The following is a 16544-nucleotide window of genomic DNA, read 5'->3' as shown; positions in this document are numbered from 1 at the left end:
ACTCGGTGGCTTTCGCCTATGGAGATGAACGACCACAACGAAAAGCGGCTGACGATCTCAGCTGATGAATTCTGGGAGTACAAGCAGAGTGCTCAAGCAATCTGAAAACGCTTGGTTCGACGCATATGCAAGCAAACAGCCAGTTGACCGAATAAGCCGCGAGTGCCATTCGACCAGTCGTCTTCACTCTACTAACTCGTGGAAAGAGGGTCACTATCGTGTAAACCAACTATCTGTCAATACGAGGCTGAACCTGGACCGAGGCCTAACTCTGCGTTTGACGGACGAAATCGCCGAGTTTTGCTTCGATGAGTGTCAAGACGCGCTCGCTGTATTTCTAGAGCGCTGCGTTGAGTCGCTCTTCAGTTTCGTCGTCCGGATCGTCGGCCCCACGGAGGATGGAGTCTTTCGTGATCTGTGGGTGGTACACGCAGACCACCCCGAGTGAGGTATCCGAACTTGAGGTTCCCGTCGTGTGGATTCCGTACTGATCGGTCCCCCAGACACCATCACCGCCTTCTCGCTCTAATTCGGAATCGAGCGCATCGAGCAGTTGCACCTCTTCGGGAGAGAGGATCGGATCGTCACCTTCGAACAGTTCAGTGTACGCCTCCATTCGGACACTTTTCGTCCACTGGTCCAACTGAGAGCGTGCCCGTAGTACGAGCTGTCGTTCGTCGGGAAATTCGGCCATGGTCCTATGTGAACGGTTGGAGCAATCAACGTTCGTACGACGTCTCCAGTCGGAAGGAGTGACGTTGGCGCACTATCTCGGGCAGACCATGTTCGTCTCACGCGCGGACGCCCCAGAAGAACGCAATCCCGAGGACGGTAACGATCGAGAGGAGGAACTGTAGCGGGGCGCCGACCCGAATGAAGTCAGAAAACGTGTACCCACCAGGCCCGTAGACGAAAAGATTCGTCTGGTAGCCGACGGGCGTCATGAACGCCGTCGAGGCTGCGAACGTGACCGCCAGAACGAACGCGAACGCGTTCGCTCCGATCGACTGGGCAGCGTTGGCAGCCACCGGAATCATCAACACGACGCTCGCGTTGTTGCTGATGACGCTCGTCAACAGGCCGGTCGCGAGGTAGAAGACCCACAGGACGCCGATCGGTGGCAGGAACAGCGACGTCGCAGCAACGGCATCGCCGAGCAGCGCCGCAGCTTCCGTCTGCTGGAGGGCGATACCAAGCGGGATGACGCCTGCGAGGAGGAAGATCACGTTCCACTCGACGGACGAGTAGAGCTCTGTTGGCTTGAGGACGCCGGTGAAGATCATTGCTACGACGCCAGCAAGTGCTGAGACGACAATCGGGAGGATGTTCAACGCCGGCAATGCGACCACGCCGGCGATGATACCGACCGCGAATGGGATTTTATCGCTCCGGTAGGTCACCTCGTCGAACTCGTGGGCGACGATGAAATCCTCGTTCTCGACGAGTCGCGTAAGGCTGTCGGGCGGTGCCTGCACGAGTAGCGTGTCACCGACGCGAATACGGATGTCCTCGAACCGATCCCGGACCACGTCTCCACGGGTACGAAAGGCCAGAACATTCGCGTCGTAGCGCTGTCGAAACGATGAACTTGCCAGCGTTTCGCCAACGAGAAACGATCCCGACGGGATGACGACTTCGACGAGCACCGGTTCTTCCTCCTCCGGATGCAGGTCGTCTTCGGTTCGCGGACCACCCGATAGTGTGAGCCCCTCCGCATCCATGATGTACTCGAGTGTCTCCCGATTCGTCCTGAGTCGGAGCGTATCGTTTTCGTGGATTTCTTTTCGAGCGAGCGGTTCATCGAACCGCTCACCGTAGCGAATTAGCTGTAACACGTCGATATCGAGGTTGTCGTCGCCGAGCGCCTCCCCGACAGTCTGGCCAATCAGTTGTGAGTTCGCCGGGACGACGACGTCCGCGAGGTACTCCTGGAGCGCGTACTCCTCGACGAGGTCCTCGTCAGCCGGAATCCGTTTGGGAAGGAGTCGAACGCCGATCGTCATGAGGTAGAGAGAACCGACGGCGAAGACGACGACACCGAGCTTGGTGAACTCAAACATTCCAAACGCATGTAGTCCGAGGCCGGGTGACTCCGCACCGAGTTGGGCCGCGATATCGCTCGCGAGGATGTTCGTTGACGTCCCGATGAGTGTGAGTGTCCCCCCAAGCATCGACGCAAACGACAGCGGCATCAGGAGCTTCGACGGCGACGTTCTCCCCTCGTGTGCCAGATCGGCGATTACGGGAACCAGAATCGCGACGACTGGTGTGTTATTAATGAATCCCGAGACTGGACCAGTGACGCCGACCGTCGCGGCGAGTTGCTTACGTCGGTCGGTCCCGGCGAACGCAGCCATCTTCCGGCCGATCAACTGGACGATGCCGGTTCGATTGACCCCCGTACTCAGAATGAGCATCGCCAGCACCGTGATTGTCGCCGGGTTCGCAAATCCCGAGATTCCCTCACGTGGAGAGATCTGCGTCCACGGTTCGAGTACCATCAACAGAACCATCACTAGGATGGCGGTGACGTCAATCGGGAACCGTTCAGTCGCAAAGAGCACGAGAGCGAGGAGAATGAGAGCGAAGACGACGAGCATCTCGGCCGTTACGGGCGTGGAAGCCAAGCCCTGAGTGACCAGAGGTGCTGAAAAGAATGTCATACCGAACGGACGCACCTCGGAGGGAAAAGATCTTGTTTCCCACACAGGCACCTGCATTTCTTTCAGGTGTCCGTGTTCGCGGGTACCGGAAACTATTGGGTGGGTGTGAGTGGTGTTCCGTACCCGGCCCCCTCCTGTACAGCCTGTGCCCCTTGAATCACGAGTTGTTCGATTCGAGTATCATGACTGTCCCAACCTGAATGACGTACCCGTTCGCATCGATCTGATCGCCCACTGCAGCTATCTGTCCTTCCCCACGTGTCTGAAAGGTAGCGAGAATCGCGTCGATTCGACGCGCTTCCGGAACCGTAAGGACTGCTCATACGCGTGTTGGTAGCAGGCCTGGGTCATCTGTGGCGATATATCGATCCGCACTGACGGCTGCATCCACGTCCGCCGCGGATTCGTGTCGCTACCTCTCTGTCGTCCGCAACGATTCGGACACGTGACCGAGAAAGACCCAGTGGAGCGACGACTCCCCGTCGGGGTGCGTTTCCTCGTCCACGTGGTAGAGATACGGTCCGTGTGGGCAGTTCGAGCAGTGTTCGCCGCACGGTTCGCGCTTGATGACTTCGGTGTACTCCGAGCGCTCTGTCACCGAAAGTATCTCCTCGCCGGGTGCGGCGGTTATCCGCCCCGAAACGGACTCCTGTCGTTCCGACGGTTCGTGTTGCTCCTGTCTCTGTTGGTGCTCGCGCTTTCCCTGTCGCTCACGAATCTGTTGTTGTGCGTATCGGACTACTTCTCGAAGTTCTTGGAGCGTGAGTTCATCGAGTCGCGCAGCGAAGTCCGGAGAACGGTTGAGAGAATCACCCGCCACTGCATCATCGCTCATGTGTTTAAGGTGATATTCTACGGACTTAAATCCAGCCTAGTCAGTAAGCATTACGAAGAATACTGCACTATATTTGCTCTACAAGAAACAAAAAGCGATTTAGATACGGATTCAGAAACACAATCCATGTATCTCATCGTCGTCGGCGCGGGTGGCATCGGGATACCGCTCGTTGACATCGCTACCCGGTCCGGACACGAAGTTGTCGTCGTCGAAACTGACGACGAAAAGGCCGAGTACGTCGCCGCCGAGTACGACTGTCTGGTTCTGAACGATGACGCGACAGTCAAAGAGACGCTCCTCGAAGCGGGTGCGCGCCGGGCTGACGCTATCATTTCTACGACTGACGAGGACGCGACGAACGTCATGGTCTGTCTCCTTGCGACGGAACTTGCGGTCCCGTCTGTCGTCTCCGTGGTCCACAATCCGCACCATCGCCCCCTGTTCGAACGAATCGGTGCCAACACCATTGAGAACCCTGCCAGTCTCATCGCAGAGTATCTCTACCGTGCGGTCAAGCGACCGTCAATCGTCGATTTCATGCGCGTCGGAGACACAGCGGAAGTCTTCGAGATTCGGGTTTCGGAGTCCGCGCCGATTGTGGGGATGCGCCTCGATGATGCGGCGGGCGATGGCTTGCTTCCGGACGACGTTCTCGTCGTCGCCGTCGAACGAAACGACGAATCGAATCCGATTACGCCGCACGGTTCGACAGCAGTTCGTTCCGGTGACCTTCTGACAGTTTACTCCGCAAAGGGTGCGACGCCCGACGTAACGGATGTGTTCGGACACTACGAGGACCACTCGACAGTCTCATCGGACAACTCTGCGGTCTGACGTCTCTCAGTCGTCCGTGAAGGCAGCGATTGTTTTCTCCGGAATGTCACCGCGGGCAAATAGCGTCACAAGGTCGTCCGCCCGGATTTCGGTGTCGCCGCGCGGGGTGAGAATCTCTTCGTCGCGTTCGACGGAGACGACGAGAACTTCGGGTTCGACTAGACCCTGTTCGTTCGCCTCGCTGAGCGTCATTCCGTCAACCTCCGCACCGGGCGTGACGCTCACTTCGACAACTTCTGCACCGCCGGACAGCGACATGAAGTCCGCGATGGATTGCCGGTCGCGCCGCCCTTCAGGTCCGAACGCGTGGTACGGGCGGAACTCCTCGTGTTGCAGGAGGTGTTCGTCCTCGACTTCCAGACCCATCTCAGCCACGTCTCGGGTGACTCGGGCGAGCTCTTGGGCGTCTTCTCCGACGGTTGTGACGTGAACGTTTCCGGTTCCGCACATGAGCTGTCGGACGTTGACGACACCCGGGATATCGGCAATTTGCTTTGTTAGCCGTTCCCGCTCGTCTATCTCGGCGGTCCCGATGACGAGGTTCCTCAGCCGCCCTTCGGCCCGTTCGTAGTCCACGTGGGCGTGATACCCCCGGATGACCCCGTCTGCCTCCAGTTGCTTGATACGGTTTCGTATCGTCCCCGCGGAGACGTGCGCCTCCTCGGCCACCATCGGCGCGGAGGTGTTTCGCGCGTCCTGAACGAGGTGGTAGAGGATTCGTTTGTCGACTTCGTCTAATCGGTCGACCATAGGCTACACTGGACGGGCACGGATGATAAACTCCATAGGATTCCATCGACCGTCCCTTCGTTCCGTCCGGGACTTTGGGTGGTGCCTGTGGCGATTCTCTGTCTCTTGGTAACTTGCCCCCTAGCTATTACTCGGTACTGAGCGAATGACTGTCAAATGGGTTCAGATACGCAGGCCGACAGGCCCCTTCCAACGGTATCCGCCGCCGATATTGACGACCTCCTCGAATCGATGACGCTCGAAGAGAAGGTCGGGCAACTCGTCGGCACCTACGTCGGTCACATGGGAGCGGAGAAGACGCTCGAAGATGCCATCAGCGAAATTGTAGACGACCATGTCGGGTCTGTCTCTCCGTTCGGTATCGGCATCTCGACGCGCGACGACCCGAAACTGGCCGCCGAGACGGCGAACCGACTCCAGCGGGTCGCTATCGAGGAGACGCAGCACGGGATTCCGATCCATATCCCAATCGACGCCGTTCACGGTCACGCCTATCTCAACGGGACGACGGTGTTTCCGCACAATTTAGGGATGGCGGCGGTCCGTGATCCCGAACTCGTCGAACGAAGCGGGGAAGTGACAGGACGCGAAGCGGCCGCGACGGGTGCAACGGTGAACTACGGCCCGACCTGCGATGTGGCCCGCGATCAACGATGGGGTCGCGTGTTCGAGACGTACGGCGAGAGTCCGTACCTTTGCGGCGAACTCGCCGCCGCCGAGGCGCGCGGCCTCCGAGGGTCGGCCGACAACCCGACGATTGCGGCGACGGCCAAACACTTCCCCGCGTACGGGCAACCGACCCGCGGCGAGGACGCATCCGTGGTCGAAATCTCCGAATCGACGTTCCGCCGGGACTTTCTACCGCCGTTCGAGCGAGTTCTCGAAGCCGGCGTGGACGTGGTGATGCCGTGTTACAACTCCATCGACGGCGAACCGGCGCACGGGTCGAAACGGTTTCTCACGAGCCTTCTCCGCGACGAACTCGGGTTCGACGGCGTAGTCACGTCTGACTGGGATGGCGTCGAACACCTCCATCAATACCACCGAACCGCCGACAGCCGACGAACTGCCGCGTGGCAGGCGTTCTCCGCCGGACTCGACCTCGTCTCCGTCGGTGGCCCGTCGTACGCTGAGGAGGTGTGTGAACTCGTACGCGCCGAAGAACTCTCCGAGAAACGCATCGACCGGAGCGTCCGCCGCGTTCTCAAACTGAAGGCACGTCTCGGTCTGTTCGACGACCCGTACGTGGACGCCGAGTCCGCTACGGAGGCCGTCTCCCGGGAAAGCCACCGGGAGATGTCTCTCGACGCTGCCCGCGAGTCCATGACGCTTCTGAAAAACGACGGCGTTCTCCCGCTCTCGGAGTCGCTGGACGACGTGTTGGTCACGGGTCCGAACGCCGACGATTTACACCACCAGTTCGGCGGCTGGAGCGTCATGGACGACGCAGACCTCACTGGTGTGACCGTCCGCGAGGGAATCGAAGCAATCGTCGGTGAGGAGTCTGTGACGTACGAACCCGGTTCGGGCATCACCGAGACAGAAGACGTTGCAGCGGCCACAGACGCGGCCGAAGACGCCGACGCCGCGGTGGTCGTCCTCGGTGAAGATTGGTACCTTCACGAGTTCGGTCCTCAGCAGATGAATCGTGCCACCGGCGAGTTCCCCACGCGGACGCAACTGGGTCTGCCCGATGCCCAGCGAGAACTCCTCGAAGCGGTGCAGACCACCGGCACGCCGACGGTTCTTGTCCTCGTCTCGGGCCGTCCCCTGTCGATTGCATGGGCCGACGAGCACGTTCCGGGTATTCTCATGGCATACTACCCCGGAATGGATGGCGGAACTGCCGTCGCTGAGACGCTGTTCGGCCGCCACAATCCCAGCGGACGCCTGCCAATCTCTGTTCCGCGTTCGGTGGGACATCTCCCTACTCGGTACAACTACCTCCGACACCCCACACCGATTGGAGCGGACGAACACCCCGACTCGTACGACCCGCTGTACGCCTTCGGGCACGGCTTGAGTTACACCGACTTCGAGGTGACTGACCTCTCACTGTCGTCTTCGACAGTCGGTCCCGCCGGAACGGTGACGGTTGAGGTGACTGTGGAAAACACCGGTGACCGAGACGGTACGAAAGCGGTGGACTTGTTTGTCGAGGACGTGGTGAGTTCTCGGGTGACACCTGTTCGTGAACACGTTGGGTTCGAGAAGACGACTGTGGAGGCAGGCGAGTCAGCGACGCTCTCGATGTCGGTTCCGGTCGAACGGCTCGCCGTCCACGGTCGGGACTACGAACGGGTCGAACCCGGCGAATTCGTTTTCCACTGTGAGGACGAAACCGCCGAGATAACGGTCCGAACCGGACGCGACTGACGGAACTGCCGCCCGAACGAGGTGGTCTGTTACCACCATTACGAGTCAGTTCTCGCTCACGTTCAGTGAATAGCGGTAGTATCCGCCGTCGTACCAGAGGTGCTTCCTGTCGAACTGCTCGACTTCCGCAAGTTTGAGTGCATTGAGGAGAGACTCGTACGACTCCGAGAGTGGTGCCGTCTCTTCGTACGGCGGTAGCCCAATAGCTTCTTCGAGTATCTCTTGCTCGTCTTCGGAGAGCTCTCCCGGTTCGAGTTCGGTGTCGATTCGCGTGTTGAAGACGATTTCGCGCAACGCCTCGCGTGAGGTGGCGACTTCGACGGCAAAGATGGTGTGTTCCGTTTCGACGAGTTCCGTCTGTGTGGTCTGTATCCGATAGACCCACGGTCCACCTTTTTTCATCGTAACGACGCGGCCGTCCAACTCACCCGCCGCGAGAGCGCTTTCCTGTTCTGCGGGACGGCGCAGGACGTACGAATCGTCGCGGAGGAGGTCGGCAGTTGAGCCTGTCTGTGCGTTGCTGTGGAGTATCTTCACGACGCGGGACGTCGGTTTGTCGAGCGACTCCACAACTATCGCGTCGTCGGGTGTCTTCTCGTCTTCGGGGAGTGGTTCGCCCCGAACGAGCGTCCGTTGCAGACGCTTCTGACCGGTGACGGTGTGCTTCGTCTGGTAGTACGTTCCGTTGCGTTCGACATAGTGATCCTCTGATAACGGCTGGTAACCGTACGTGGTGTGCCGTCCCTCGGGAATGATGTCGTCAAGGGCGGTTCGAGCGGGATCACCGAACAACGCACCGTCGCTCGGTTCGTAGAGTGCATGCTCCACTGGCGATACGGGGATGTCGTCGATGTTGAGCGTGTACGTGGTCTGTTTCTCCTCGTTGCCGGAAAACACGGGCGTTGCACATCCTGCGAACGCACCGAGCGATGCCGCGGCAACAGATTGGAGGAGGCGGCGGCGATGGAGGGCCATTATCATCTCTCGCCGCTCCGTCCATTTTAAATTAGTGAACCGTCATATCACTCTGTCCGATTGGTTAGGCACGCCTAAAAATCGGAAACTCTTTGATGTTTTAGGCACGCCAAAATCCATGGAACGAGACTCAAATTTCGGACAGTCGCGGCGTCGATTCCTCCGAACCGGTGCTGGAATCGCCGTCAGCGGCGCACTCGCTGGCTGTGCGGGACAAGATAGCAGTTCACCGACGACCAGCGAACCGGACACAGAGGGCACAGCTGAGACCTCTACAGCCGAGGCAACGGAAACCTCACGCGAGACGGCCGAGACAGACGATTCCTATACCGTTTCGATGGAGCCAGTCGGAACTGTCGAGTTCGACGAGGTTCCGGAGTCGTGGTTCTCGTACACCGCCGACTACGCCGATATGGGTGTCGCACTCGGGCAGGGAGACGGACTCTCGGCTATTGGTGTCCGCGCCCGGTTCGGTACACATCTGTACGAGGAACTCTCCGGTGTCTCCGTCGACAAAGCGGATCTCACACAACTGTGGCAGGATGGGACCGGCAAGGAGGTGTTCTACGAACTCGACGCCGACGTTCACCTCATCGATCCCAACTTCATGGTCAACCGACTGCAGTGGAGTCAAGAAGATATCGACGAAATCGACTCGAACGTCGCTCCGTTCTTCGGTAACACCATCTTCACACGGGCCTACGACTGGCACGACTACGCCGATTACACCCTGTACGAAGCCTTCGAGAAGGTCGCAGACGTGTTCCAAGCACAGGACCGGTTCGAGGCATTTGAGACGTACCACAACGAGGTTATAGCGGACGTTCAGTCTCGTCTCCCCGACGAGACACCAGATATTGCAATTCTGTATCCTGCTGACGTTCCACCGGAATCGTTCTATCCGTATCTCGTCGGTTCTGGGAGCCAATCGAAGCACTGGAACGACCTGCACGTCGGCGACGCACTGGCAAACCAAGACATCACGGACGCACAGGCGGGCGGCACTATCGATTACGAGACGCTCTTGGAAATCGATCCTGACGCCCTCGCAATCAGACTCCAAGGGGAAATCACACCGGAGTACTTCGAGGAGAACATCGTCTCGCATCTGAAGAACCACGATGTGGCGAGCCAACTCCGGGCGGTGCAGAACGACCGCGTCGTCTACGGCGGCCTGACGTATCAGGGTCCGATCATTCACCTCTTCCAGCTCGAACGGGCGGCACAGGGACTTTACCCCGACGAGTTCGCTGGTGAGCAACTGTTCGACCGCAAACGCGTTTCCGACATCGTAAACGGCGACTTCTGAGATAGGAACCGTCGCCACCTCTCGCTACAAAACTCGTTTACCGATAATCCACGCTCGTCGTCTAGTTAGCACTGATTGTAGCTATTTTCATATAAGTGAGGAATTACGAAGTCATCGCTCCGATGATGACGATCAGCCGTATCAGCCACCGGTACCCTGCTTCGATAGCGCCTCAACGCTTTGAATCTATCTAAGATATAAAAACTAGCAGAGGCAGAAAAGACAGCCAAAATGGCAAAACGCATTTTGCTACCCGAGATTCGGAACGTAGTTTCGGAAGAACGACACCCGTCTCACACGAAAACGACGGTTCCGGCGGCAGAACGTATTTGATAAACCATGCAGAATTACCACGCAGTATGCCAAACGCGTACATCGTCGGTGCCGGTCAGACGCCGTTCGGGGCGTTCCCGTCCGAGAGTTATCGGACGTTGTTCACCGAGGCGTTCGAGGCGGCCGTAGCGAGCGTTGATGGATCGCTGAACGCCGAGGATATCGACGAAGCGGTCGTCGGAACGCTCGGTGTTGGGGGACGACAACTCGGGTTGTCGGCTCCCGCTGTCACCGAACACGTCGGTCTCCACAACATCCCGTGTTCCCGAATCGAGAATGCCTGCGCCGCGGGAGGATTTGCGGTCAGGCAGGCGGTGCAGGCCATCGAGAGTGGGATGGCCGATGTTGTTCTCGCGGGCGGTGTCGAAGTCATGACGGATATGAGCGGCGACACGACGAAGTACTGGCTCGGCGTCAGCGGTGAGACGGAGTGGGAACGGCTTACCGGCACGACGTTCTCCGGCGTGTACGCTCAGATGGCCGACGCGTACCTCGACCAATACGACGCGACACCTGAAGACCTCTCTCGCGTCGCCGTCAAAAACCACGCGAACGGCGCGAAAAACCCGAAAGCCCACCTCGGATTCTCCTGCTCGCTGGAGGATGCGACGAACGCACCGACCGTTGCCGACCCGCTCAATCTCTATCACTGCTGTCCGACTTCCGACGGGGCCGCTGCAGTCCTTCTCGCAAGTGGCGATGTCGTATCGGAGTACACCGACGAACGCGTTCGCGTCGCTGGCGTCGGTGCCGCGAGCGAACGCGTCGGACTCGCAGACCGGGATTCATATACGGGCATTTCCGCCTCACAGGAAGCCGGGAAGACGGCCTACGAGATGGCCGGAATCGAACCTGACGACCTCGATTTCGCGGAGGTACACGACTGCTTCGCTATCGCTGAACTTCTCGCCTACGAGGACTTGGGCTTCTGCGCTCCCGGCGAGGCGGCGACACTTCTCCGTGAGGGTGTGACCGATCCGGATGGTGACCTACCGGTGAACACCTCTGGCGGCCTGAAGTCGAAAGGTCACCCCATCGGTGCGACTGGGACCGGACAGATGGTCGAGGCGTTCGACCAACTGACCGGGAGCGCGGGGGATCGACAACTCGACGACCCGACGTACGGTCTGACGCACAACGTGGGTGGAAGCGGTGGCGCGACCGTCGTTCACATTCTCGAACAGGAGGTAGCCCGATGACGCTCGAACTTGCAGGCGTCGGTGCGTATGCACCGCAGACCTACGTCACCGCAGAGACGATACGCGAGGCGTGGGGCCAGTTCGGTGGGGACGGTATCCAACAGACGTCCGTCACGGGTGCCGACGAAGACACGCTGACGATGGGGTACGAGGCGGCGACACGCGCTCTCTCCGCCGCCGATATCGACGCTGAGGCGGTTACAACGCTGATCTTCGGGACGACGACACCGCCAAACGAGGAGGAGTCGGCTACTGCCAGACTCGCTTCGTTCCTCGGACTCACAGACGATGTGGCGACGACCCAACTCACGGGAAGCGCAAATGCGGGCGTCAACGGACTCACGCTCGGTCTCGACGCCGGACCGGGCGAAACCGCTCTCGTCGTCGCCAGCGACGCACCGCTCGGTGCGCCCGATAGCGACGTAGAACACGCCGCGGGCGCGGGTGCGGCGGCAGTCGTCCTCTCCGAAGGCGGTACGGGTGTGGTGACCGACCGCGCAACGCACACCGCAACCTACCCGGGAACCCGCTTCCGGCCCGCTGGCGAGTCGGAGACGCGATCCCTCGGTGTGACGCAGTACGACCGGCAGGCCTATCGCGAGGCCGTCAGCGGGGCCGTTTCCGAACTCGGCGCCGACACTGACGTGGACGCCGCGGCCGTCGGTGGTCCGGACGGGAAGCTTCCGTATCGCGCTACGGGCGAGTTGGGCGTCGATGCCGAGACGATTCAGGCGGGTGCGACCGTCCACGAACTCGGAGATACGGGCGCGGCGATGCCGCTCTTGGGACTGACGAAAGCGCTCGACAATGGTGCGGACCGCATCCTCGTCGTCGGTTACGGAAGTGGAAGCGAAGCAACTGCCGCCGTCATCGATGGTTCGGTTCCGACTGAATCGGACCGAGACGGAACGGTCGAACTCTCTTACGGCGAGTACCTGCGCATCCGCGGGGTTGTGACACCCGGTGAACCCGACGGCGGCGGCGCGTACGTCAGCGTTCCGAGTTGGCGGCGGACGCTCCCGCAGCGCCACCGTCTCGTCGCCGGTCAGTGCGCAGAGTGCGAGTCACTCGCGTTCCCACCCGAGGGAGCGTGTTCGTCCTGCGGCACGCTCGATAGCTACGAGTCAGTTGCGCTCCCCGGAACCGGAACTGTCGAGGCGGCGACAGTCATCGGTCAGGGCGGCGCCCCACCTGAGTTCGTCGAGCAACAGGCCCGCGACGGGAGTTACGTCAGTGCGGTCGTCGCACTCGACGCCCCCGACGGCGGGACGGTAAGCGCACCGATGCAGGTCGTCGATACCGACGAGAAGCCGGCTATCGGTGATGCACTGACTGCGACGATTCGACGCGTGTACACCCAAGAGGGTGTCACGAGATACGGGACGAAGATGCGACCGGCCGACAGCAGACAGTAAACGACCGCTTGCGCTACACTGCGTCTAGCGACTCAAGTACTTCGTAGCAGGCGTTGACGTGGTGATATCCGCTTTTGACTTTCGGCGTCTCGTCGATTGTGGGGTGAATTTCGCCGTCGGGTGTGAGCCGTTCGTAGCGAATCCCGAGCGAGTGGTTCGTCGCGTTCTCGTGCAGGTACGCGTGGATCCTGTCGAACCACTCCCAGTAGCGGTCATCGTTCGTCACTGCGCCCAGACGTGCCGCCGCGCCGAGACCTTCTTCGAGCGCCCACGTGTATTTCGCATCGACGATGGGAGCTCCGTCGCGGTCGATGGTGTAGTAGAATCCCCCGCGTTCGTCGTCCCAGCCGTCCGTGACGGAGGCGTCGAAGAACCGCTTTGCTCTGTCGAGATACCAGTTGCCGTCGTGGTGGTGGTGGAGTCGGACAAGGAGCTTCGCCCACTCGAGCATGTGTCCGGGTTGGTAGCCCCACGGTCTGAACAGGTCGGCCTTCTGGTCGCGGTTGTACTCCCAGTCTATCTCCCAGTCGGACGTAAAGTGCTCACAGAGGAGCCCATCCGCCTCGTCAGGTTTGTCGCGTGCGATGGTTTCTGCGACGGTGACCGCCCGTGAGAGATATCGCTCTTCGCCGGTGGCCTCGTAGGCTGCGAGTAGAGCCTCACAGGAGTGCATGTTCGCGTTCTGCCCCCGGTAATCGGGTTCGGCCGGATCCCACTCGGCTGTCCGGTTGCTGGCAAACGCGCCGTGTTCTTCTTCCCAGAACCGTTCGTCCAAGATGTCGAACGTCTCCCTGATGTCGTCCTCTACGTCTCCGATTCCGGCGCGCGTCGCCGTGGCGTACGCGAGAAGGACGAACGCGTGGCCGTACGTCGAGCGCGTCTCGTCTGTCACATTTCGACCTTCGAACAGCCAACTGTACCCGCCGTGTTCTTCGTCGTAGGCGACGTTGCGAAGATACGAGAGACCGTGTTCGGCGGCTGGCTCACACCACACTGGCCCGTCCAGAAGCGCGCCGATGCTGAACGCGAAGACGAATCGAGCGGTGGGGACGAGGTGTTTCGTCCGCGAGTCGTATATCGCGCCGTCTCGGTCGCTCACCTGCGTGATGTAGCCACCGAAGTGCGTATCCATCGACCGCTCTCGGTGGAAGCGAAGCGCGCCGATGGCATCTCGGCGGAGCCATTCCGGCGACCGGAATGGAGGTTGCCCTGTCATACTCTGGGGTCATCCCCGCTGTCAAAAAACCCACCGAGAGTATCGCGGAGTGGGGGCCACTGGCCGTTGACTGAGGATCTACACGCCCAGTCGGTTCCAAATCGACTCGGCTCCTCTCCCACTCGATTTGTTCGTCTCATCCCCGGTTCCGATGTCACCACTTATCGGACGCCGTGGTCAGTAGTTACAATTATTTATATTTGATTTGGTACGAACTATTGCATAATCTGACTGGATAGTCTATTTTTGATCGCCGGTTTATTCTCTAAAAATGATTTATAACTGTTCATTCGGTTGAACACGGCCATATATTGGATTATATGTAATAAAAACACCACTTTTCTAATATTCTGTTCTATTTTGTGTTTATCTCCCGTATTCTTCTCACAATACACAATTTCATCTACTTATAAAATGTATAAGTTGGTTCTATTTTCTATTCCTCTGCCAATAGCCAATTCTATATTTCATCACGCTCCTTGGATTCTATATTATTAGTTGTACACTCACTGCGCCCTCCGGTGAGGTACACTTATGCCTATTCGCTGAGATGACCACCACGACATGCCAGCGATAGCCGTGCAGATGTACACTGTCAGGGATCTCACCGACTCGTATCCGGACGTGCTCCGGCGAGTCGCGGACGAAGGATATGACGGCGTCGAGTTCGCATACCGCGTCCGCGAGTCGCCCCCTGAGGATGTTCGGCAAGCACTCACGGAGAACGACCTGTCTGCGGTCAGCGCACACGTCCCGTACGATGAACTCGAAAGCGACTTCGAATCCGTCGTGGAGATGTACGGCGAACTCGGCTGTTCGACGCTCGTCATCCCCGCATTGGACGACTCGCACTTCGAGTCAACCGAGGCGGTCGCGGAGACGGCGACGAAACTGTCGTCGCTCGGAGACCGCCTGTCGGACCGCGGATTCGACCTCCTGTATCACAACCATACGCACGAATTCGGTGATATTGACGGGGACCTCGCGTTTGAACGACTGATCCGTGAGACGTCCGATAGCGTCGGCTTCGAACTCGACGTTGGCCTCGCCACGAAAGGCGGTGCTGATCCGGTGGCACTCCTCCGAACGTACGCCGACCGGATTCCGCTGGTCCACGTGACTGACACGCTCGTAGACGACCCCGACCGTGACCACGTCGAACTCGGAGACGGCGATACCGACCTCGAATCGGCCGTCGAAGTCGCACGCGACCTCGGCATCGAATGGTTCGTCTTCGAACACGGTCAATCGACGGCCCAAGCCGAGACACTTCAGCGCGGGGGTGAACGGCTTCAGTCGCTTCTCGGTGTAACGGGCGACTGACGCGAATGACTTATTGACGGGGGCGGTGTGGGTTCGTCCGTGCTCGTATGACGAGTGACTCATCCATCTACGACGAACTTGGCGTTCCGCGCGTCGTGAACGCGGCGGGGACGAAGACACGAATCGGCGGGAGCCTCATCCGACCCGAGGCGGTGGAAGCGATGTCACGCGCCGCCGAAGGGTTCGCCCGTATCTCCGACTTGCAGGCACGAGCGAGTGAACTCATAACTGACTGTACCGGGGCCGAAGCGGGCTACGTCGCAAGCGGGGCGGCCGCCGCGATGACGCTCGGCACGGCGGCGTGTATCGCAGGTGACGACGTAGCCGCGATGGACCGCCTCCCCGACACCGAGGGCCGACCGGACGAAGTCATCATGCCGCGGACGCACCGAACTGGCTACGACCACGCTATCCGGGCCGCCGGCGCGACAATCGTCGATGTGGGAACGAACGACCCACACCTCGGCACTGGATCTGCGGCGATCGAACCATGGGAGATAGAGACGGCAATCACGGAAGATACCGCCGCTATCGCCTATCTTCAGAAGGAGTACACGACGCCGCCACTCTCGAAGGTCGTCGAAATCGCCCATCGGCACGACATTCCCGTTCTTGTGGACGCTGCGGCGGAGGTACCACCGAAGGCGAATCTCACCCGCTTTATCGACGCGGGCGTTGATCTGGTCGTCTTCAGCGGCGGGAAGGCGATTCGCGGCCCGCAATCGACGGGTATCCTCGCCGGACGCGCCGACCTGATTGAATCTGCGGCCTTCCAGCATCTCGATATGCACGCTGCCGCCGAAGTTTGGGATCCGCCACGTGACCTCCTCGACCCGTCGGCCTACGACGGCGTTCCGCGACAAGGTATCGGTCGGACGTTGAAAGTCGGCAAAGAGGAACTCGTCGGCCTCATCCGTGCGCTCGAACTGTTCTTGGAGGAGGATCAAGACGAACTGGTTGCTGAGTGGACCGACCGAACTGCCCTTCTTGACGCTGAACTCACTGACGTAGACACGCTCTCCTGTGAGACAGTAGGCGGCGGTAAAGTGGACGTTGCCCCGGCCCTCCACGTCACGGTAGACGAGGACGCTGCGGGGATGACGGCGGCGGAACTCGTCCTCGCACTCCGACGCGAGAATCCGCGCGTGTTTGTCGGGGCGGACGCTCTCGCTGATGCGACGTTCGTTCTCAACCCGATGTGTCTCACCGACGACGAGGCTCAGTACGTCGCAGAACGCATCCGAGAGAATCTCTCGTAACCTCGCGGCGGTTCCCTATCGCCTTCGAGTGGTTCACTGGTGCGTTCCGGTTTC

General features: G+C 59.8%; 12 protein-coding genes and 1 pseudogene. 7 read left to right on the top strand and 6 right to left on the bottom strand.

Features of this window, described 5'->3' with window-relative positions; genetic code table 11:
* Nucleotides 1-265 precede the first annotated feature (265 nt).
* The 3 genes and pseudogenes from HBOR_RS16190 to HBOR_RS16180 all read right to left on the bottom strand — a co-directional run bounded on the left by HBOR_RS16190 (nucleotide 266) and on the right by HBOR_RS16180 (nucleotide 3498).
* Nucleotides 266-694, bottom strand: a pseudogene (locus HBOR_RS16190) (DUF7539 family protein).
* A 97-nt stretch (nucleotides 695-791) separates the two neighbouring features.
* Nucleotides 792-2600, bottom strand: coding sequence for an SLC13 family permease (locus HBOR_RS16185; RefSeq protein ID WP_006054741.1), 1809 nt, complete (start codon nucleotides 2598-2600; stop codon nucleotides 792-794).
* A gap of 475 nt (nucleotides 2601-3075) precedes the next feature.
* Entirely contained in the window at nucleotides 3076-3498 is a 423-nt protein-coding gene (locus tag HBOR_RS16180; RefSeq protein WP_006054742.1) for a hypothetical protein, read from the bottom strand.
* A gap of 126 nt (nucleotides 3499-3624) precedes the next feature.
* Between HBOR_RS16180 and HBOR_RS16175 the strand changes: the two genes are divergently transcribed.
* The gene (locus tag HBOR_RS16175; protein WP_006054743.1) at nucleotides 3625-4335 is read left to right on the top strand and encodes a potassium channel family protein; all 711 of its coding nucleotides are present in this window, start codon (nucleotides 3625-3627) and stop codon (nucleotides 4333-4335) included.
* Nucleotides 4336-4341: 6 nt separating this feature from the next.
* Here HBOR_RS16175 and HBOR_RS16170 read toward each other — a convergent pair whose 3' ends face one another.
* A complete protein-coding gene (locus HBOR_RS16170) occupies nucleotides 4342-5085 on the bottom strand; it encodes a TrkA C-terminal domain-containing protein (RefSeq protein WP_006054744.1) in 744 nt (247 codons plus the stop codon).
* A 156-nt stretch (nucleotides 5086-5241) separates the two neighbouring features.
* Between HBOR_RS16170 and HBOR_RS16165 the strand changes: the two genes are divergently transcribed.
* Complete coding sequence (locus HBOR_RS16165; RefSeq protein ID WP_006054745.1) at nucleotides 5242-7461, top strand: glycoside hydrolase family 3 N-terminal domain-containing protein; 2220 nt, start codon at nucleotides 5242-5244, stop codon at nucleotides 7459-7461.
* Nucleotides 7462-7506: 45 nt separating this feature from the next.
* On the opposite strand, the gene HBOR_RS16160 is transcribed toward HBOR_RS16165, so the two are convergent.
* Nucleotides 7507-8436 (bottom strand): hypothetical protein, encoded by a 930-nt coding sequence (locus tag HBOR_RS16160; protein ID WP_006054746.1) that lies wholly within the window; start codon nucleotides 8434-8436, stop codon nucleotides 7507-7509.
* A gap of 118 nt (nucleotides 8437-8554) precedes the next feature.
* On the opposite strand from HBOR_RS16160, the gene HBOR_RS16155 reads away from it, so the two are divergent.
* The 3 genes from HBOR_RS16155 (at nucleotide 8555) to HBOR_RS16145 (ending at nucleotide 12692) form a co-directional block, all read left to right on the top strand.
* On the top strand, nucleotides 8555-9745 hold the full coding sequence (locus tag HBOR_RS16155; protein ID WP_006054747.1) for an ABC transporter substrate-binding protein: 1191 nt from the start codon (nucleotides 8555-8557) through the stop codon (nucleotides 9743-9745).
* A 359-nt stretch (nucleotides 9746-10104) separates the two neighbouring features.
* On the top strand, nucleotides 10105-11277 hold the full coding sequence (locus HBOR_RS16150) for a thiolase domain-containing protein (protein ID WP_006054748.1): 1173 nt from the start codon (nucleotides 10105-10107) through the stop codon (nucleotides 11275-11277).
* Nucleotides 11274-12692 (top strand): zinc ribbon domain-containing protein, encoded by a 1419-nt coding sequence (locus tag HBOR_RS16145; RefSeq protein WP_006054749.1) that lies wholly within the window; start codon nucleotides 11274-11276, stop codon nucleotides 12690-12692. Before HBOR_RS16150 ends, HBOR_RS16145 begins: the two co-directional genes overlap by 4 nt.
* Before the next feature lie 13 nt (nucleotides 12693-12705).
* Here HBOR_RS16145 and HBOR_RS16140 read toward each other — a convergent pair whose 3' ends face one another.
* Complete coding sequence (locus HBOR_RS16140; RefSeq protein WP_013440750.1) at nucleotides 12706-13908, bottom strand: AGE family epimerase/isomerase; 1203 nt, start codon at nucleotides 13906-13908, stop codon at nucleotides 12706-12708.
* Between the two features lie 564 nt (nucleotides 13909-14472).
* On the opposite strand from HBOR_RS16140, the gene HBOR_RS16135 reads away from it, so the two are divergent.
* Both HBOR_RS16135 and HBOR_RS16130 read left to right on the top strand, forming a co-directional pair.
* Entirely contained in the window at nucleotides 14473-15231 is a 759-nt protein-coding gene (locus HBOR_RS16135) for a sugar phosphate isomerase/epimerase family protein (protein WP_241432328.1), read from the top strand.
* A 47-nt stretch (nucleotides 15232-15278) separates the two neighbouring features.
* Nucleotides 15279-16490 (top strand): aminotransferase class V-fold PLP-dependent enzyme, encoded by a 1212-nt coding sequence (locus HBOR_RS16130; RefSeq protein ID WP_006054752.1) that lies wholly within the window; start codon nucleotides 15279-15281, stop codon nucleotides 16488-16490.
* Nucleotides 16491-16544: the final 54 nt, after the last annotated feature.

The organism is Halogeometricum borinquense DSM 11551 (genome assembly GCF_000172995.2).
In the GTDB taxonomy this organism is placed as follows: Archaea; Halobacteriota; Halobacteria; order Halobacteriales; family Haloferacaceae; genus Halogeometricum; species Halogeometricum borinquense.
This window is presented reverse-complemented; position numbering and strand designations above follow the sequence as displayed.

What these genes read in the sequence shown, in the direction of transcription:
- HBOR_RS16185 (WP_006054741.1), bottom strand. Translation starts at nt 2,600, where the DNA reads ATGCTCGTCGTCTTCGCTCTCATTCTCCTCGCTCTCGTGCTCTTTGCG.
- HBOR_RS16180 (WP_006054742.1), bottom strand. Translation starts at nt 3,498, where the DNA reads ATGAGCGATGATGCAGTGGCGGGTGATTCTCTCAACCGTTCTCCGGAC.
- HBOR_RS16175 (WP_006054743.1), top strand. Translation starts at nt 3,625, where the DNA reads ATGTATCTCATCGTCGTCGGCGCGGGTGGCATCGGGATACCGCTCGTT.
- HBOR_RS16170 (WP_006054744.1), bottom strand. Translation starts at nt 5,085, where the DNA reads ATGGTCGACCGATTAGACGAAGTCGACAAACGAATCCTCTACCACCTC.
- HBOR_RS16165 (WP_006054745.1), top strand. Translation starts at nt 5,242, where the DNA reads ATGGGTTCAGATACGCAGGCCGACAGGCCCCTTCCAACGGTATCCGCC.
- HBOR_RS16160 (WP_006054746.1), bottom strand. Translation starts at nt 8,436, where the DNA reads ATGGCCCTCCATCGCCGCCGCCTCCTCCAATCTGTTGCCGCGGCATCG.
- HBOR_RS16155 (WP_006054747.1), top strand. Translation starts at nt 8,555, where the DNA reads ATGGAACGAGACTCAAATTTCGGACAGTCGCGGCGTCGATTCCTCCGA.
- HBOR_RS16150 (WP_006054748.1), top strand. Translation starts at nt 10,105, where the DNA reads ATGCCAAACGCGTACATCGTCGGTGCCGGTCAGACGCCGTTCGGGGCG.
- HBOR_RS16145 (WP_006054749.1), top strand. Translation starts at nt 11,274, where the DNA reads ATGACGCTCGAACTTGCAGGCGTCGGTGCGTATGCACCGCAGACCTAC.
- HBOR_RS16140 (WP_013440750.1), bottom strand. Translation starts at nt 13,908, where the DNA reads ATGACAGGGCAACCTCCATTCCGGTCGCCGGAATGGCTCCGCCGAGAT.
- HBOR_RS16135 (WP_241432328.1), top strand. Translation starts at nt 14,473, where the DNA reads ATGCCAGCGATAGCCGTGCAGATGTACACTGTCAGGGATCTCACCGAC.
- HBOR_RS16130 (WP_006054752.1), top strand. Translation starts at nt 15,279, where the DNA reads ATGACGAGTGACTCATCCATCTACGACGAACTTGGCGTTCCGCGCGTC.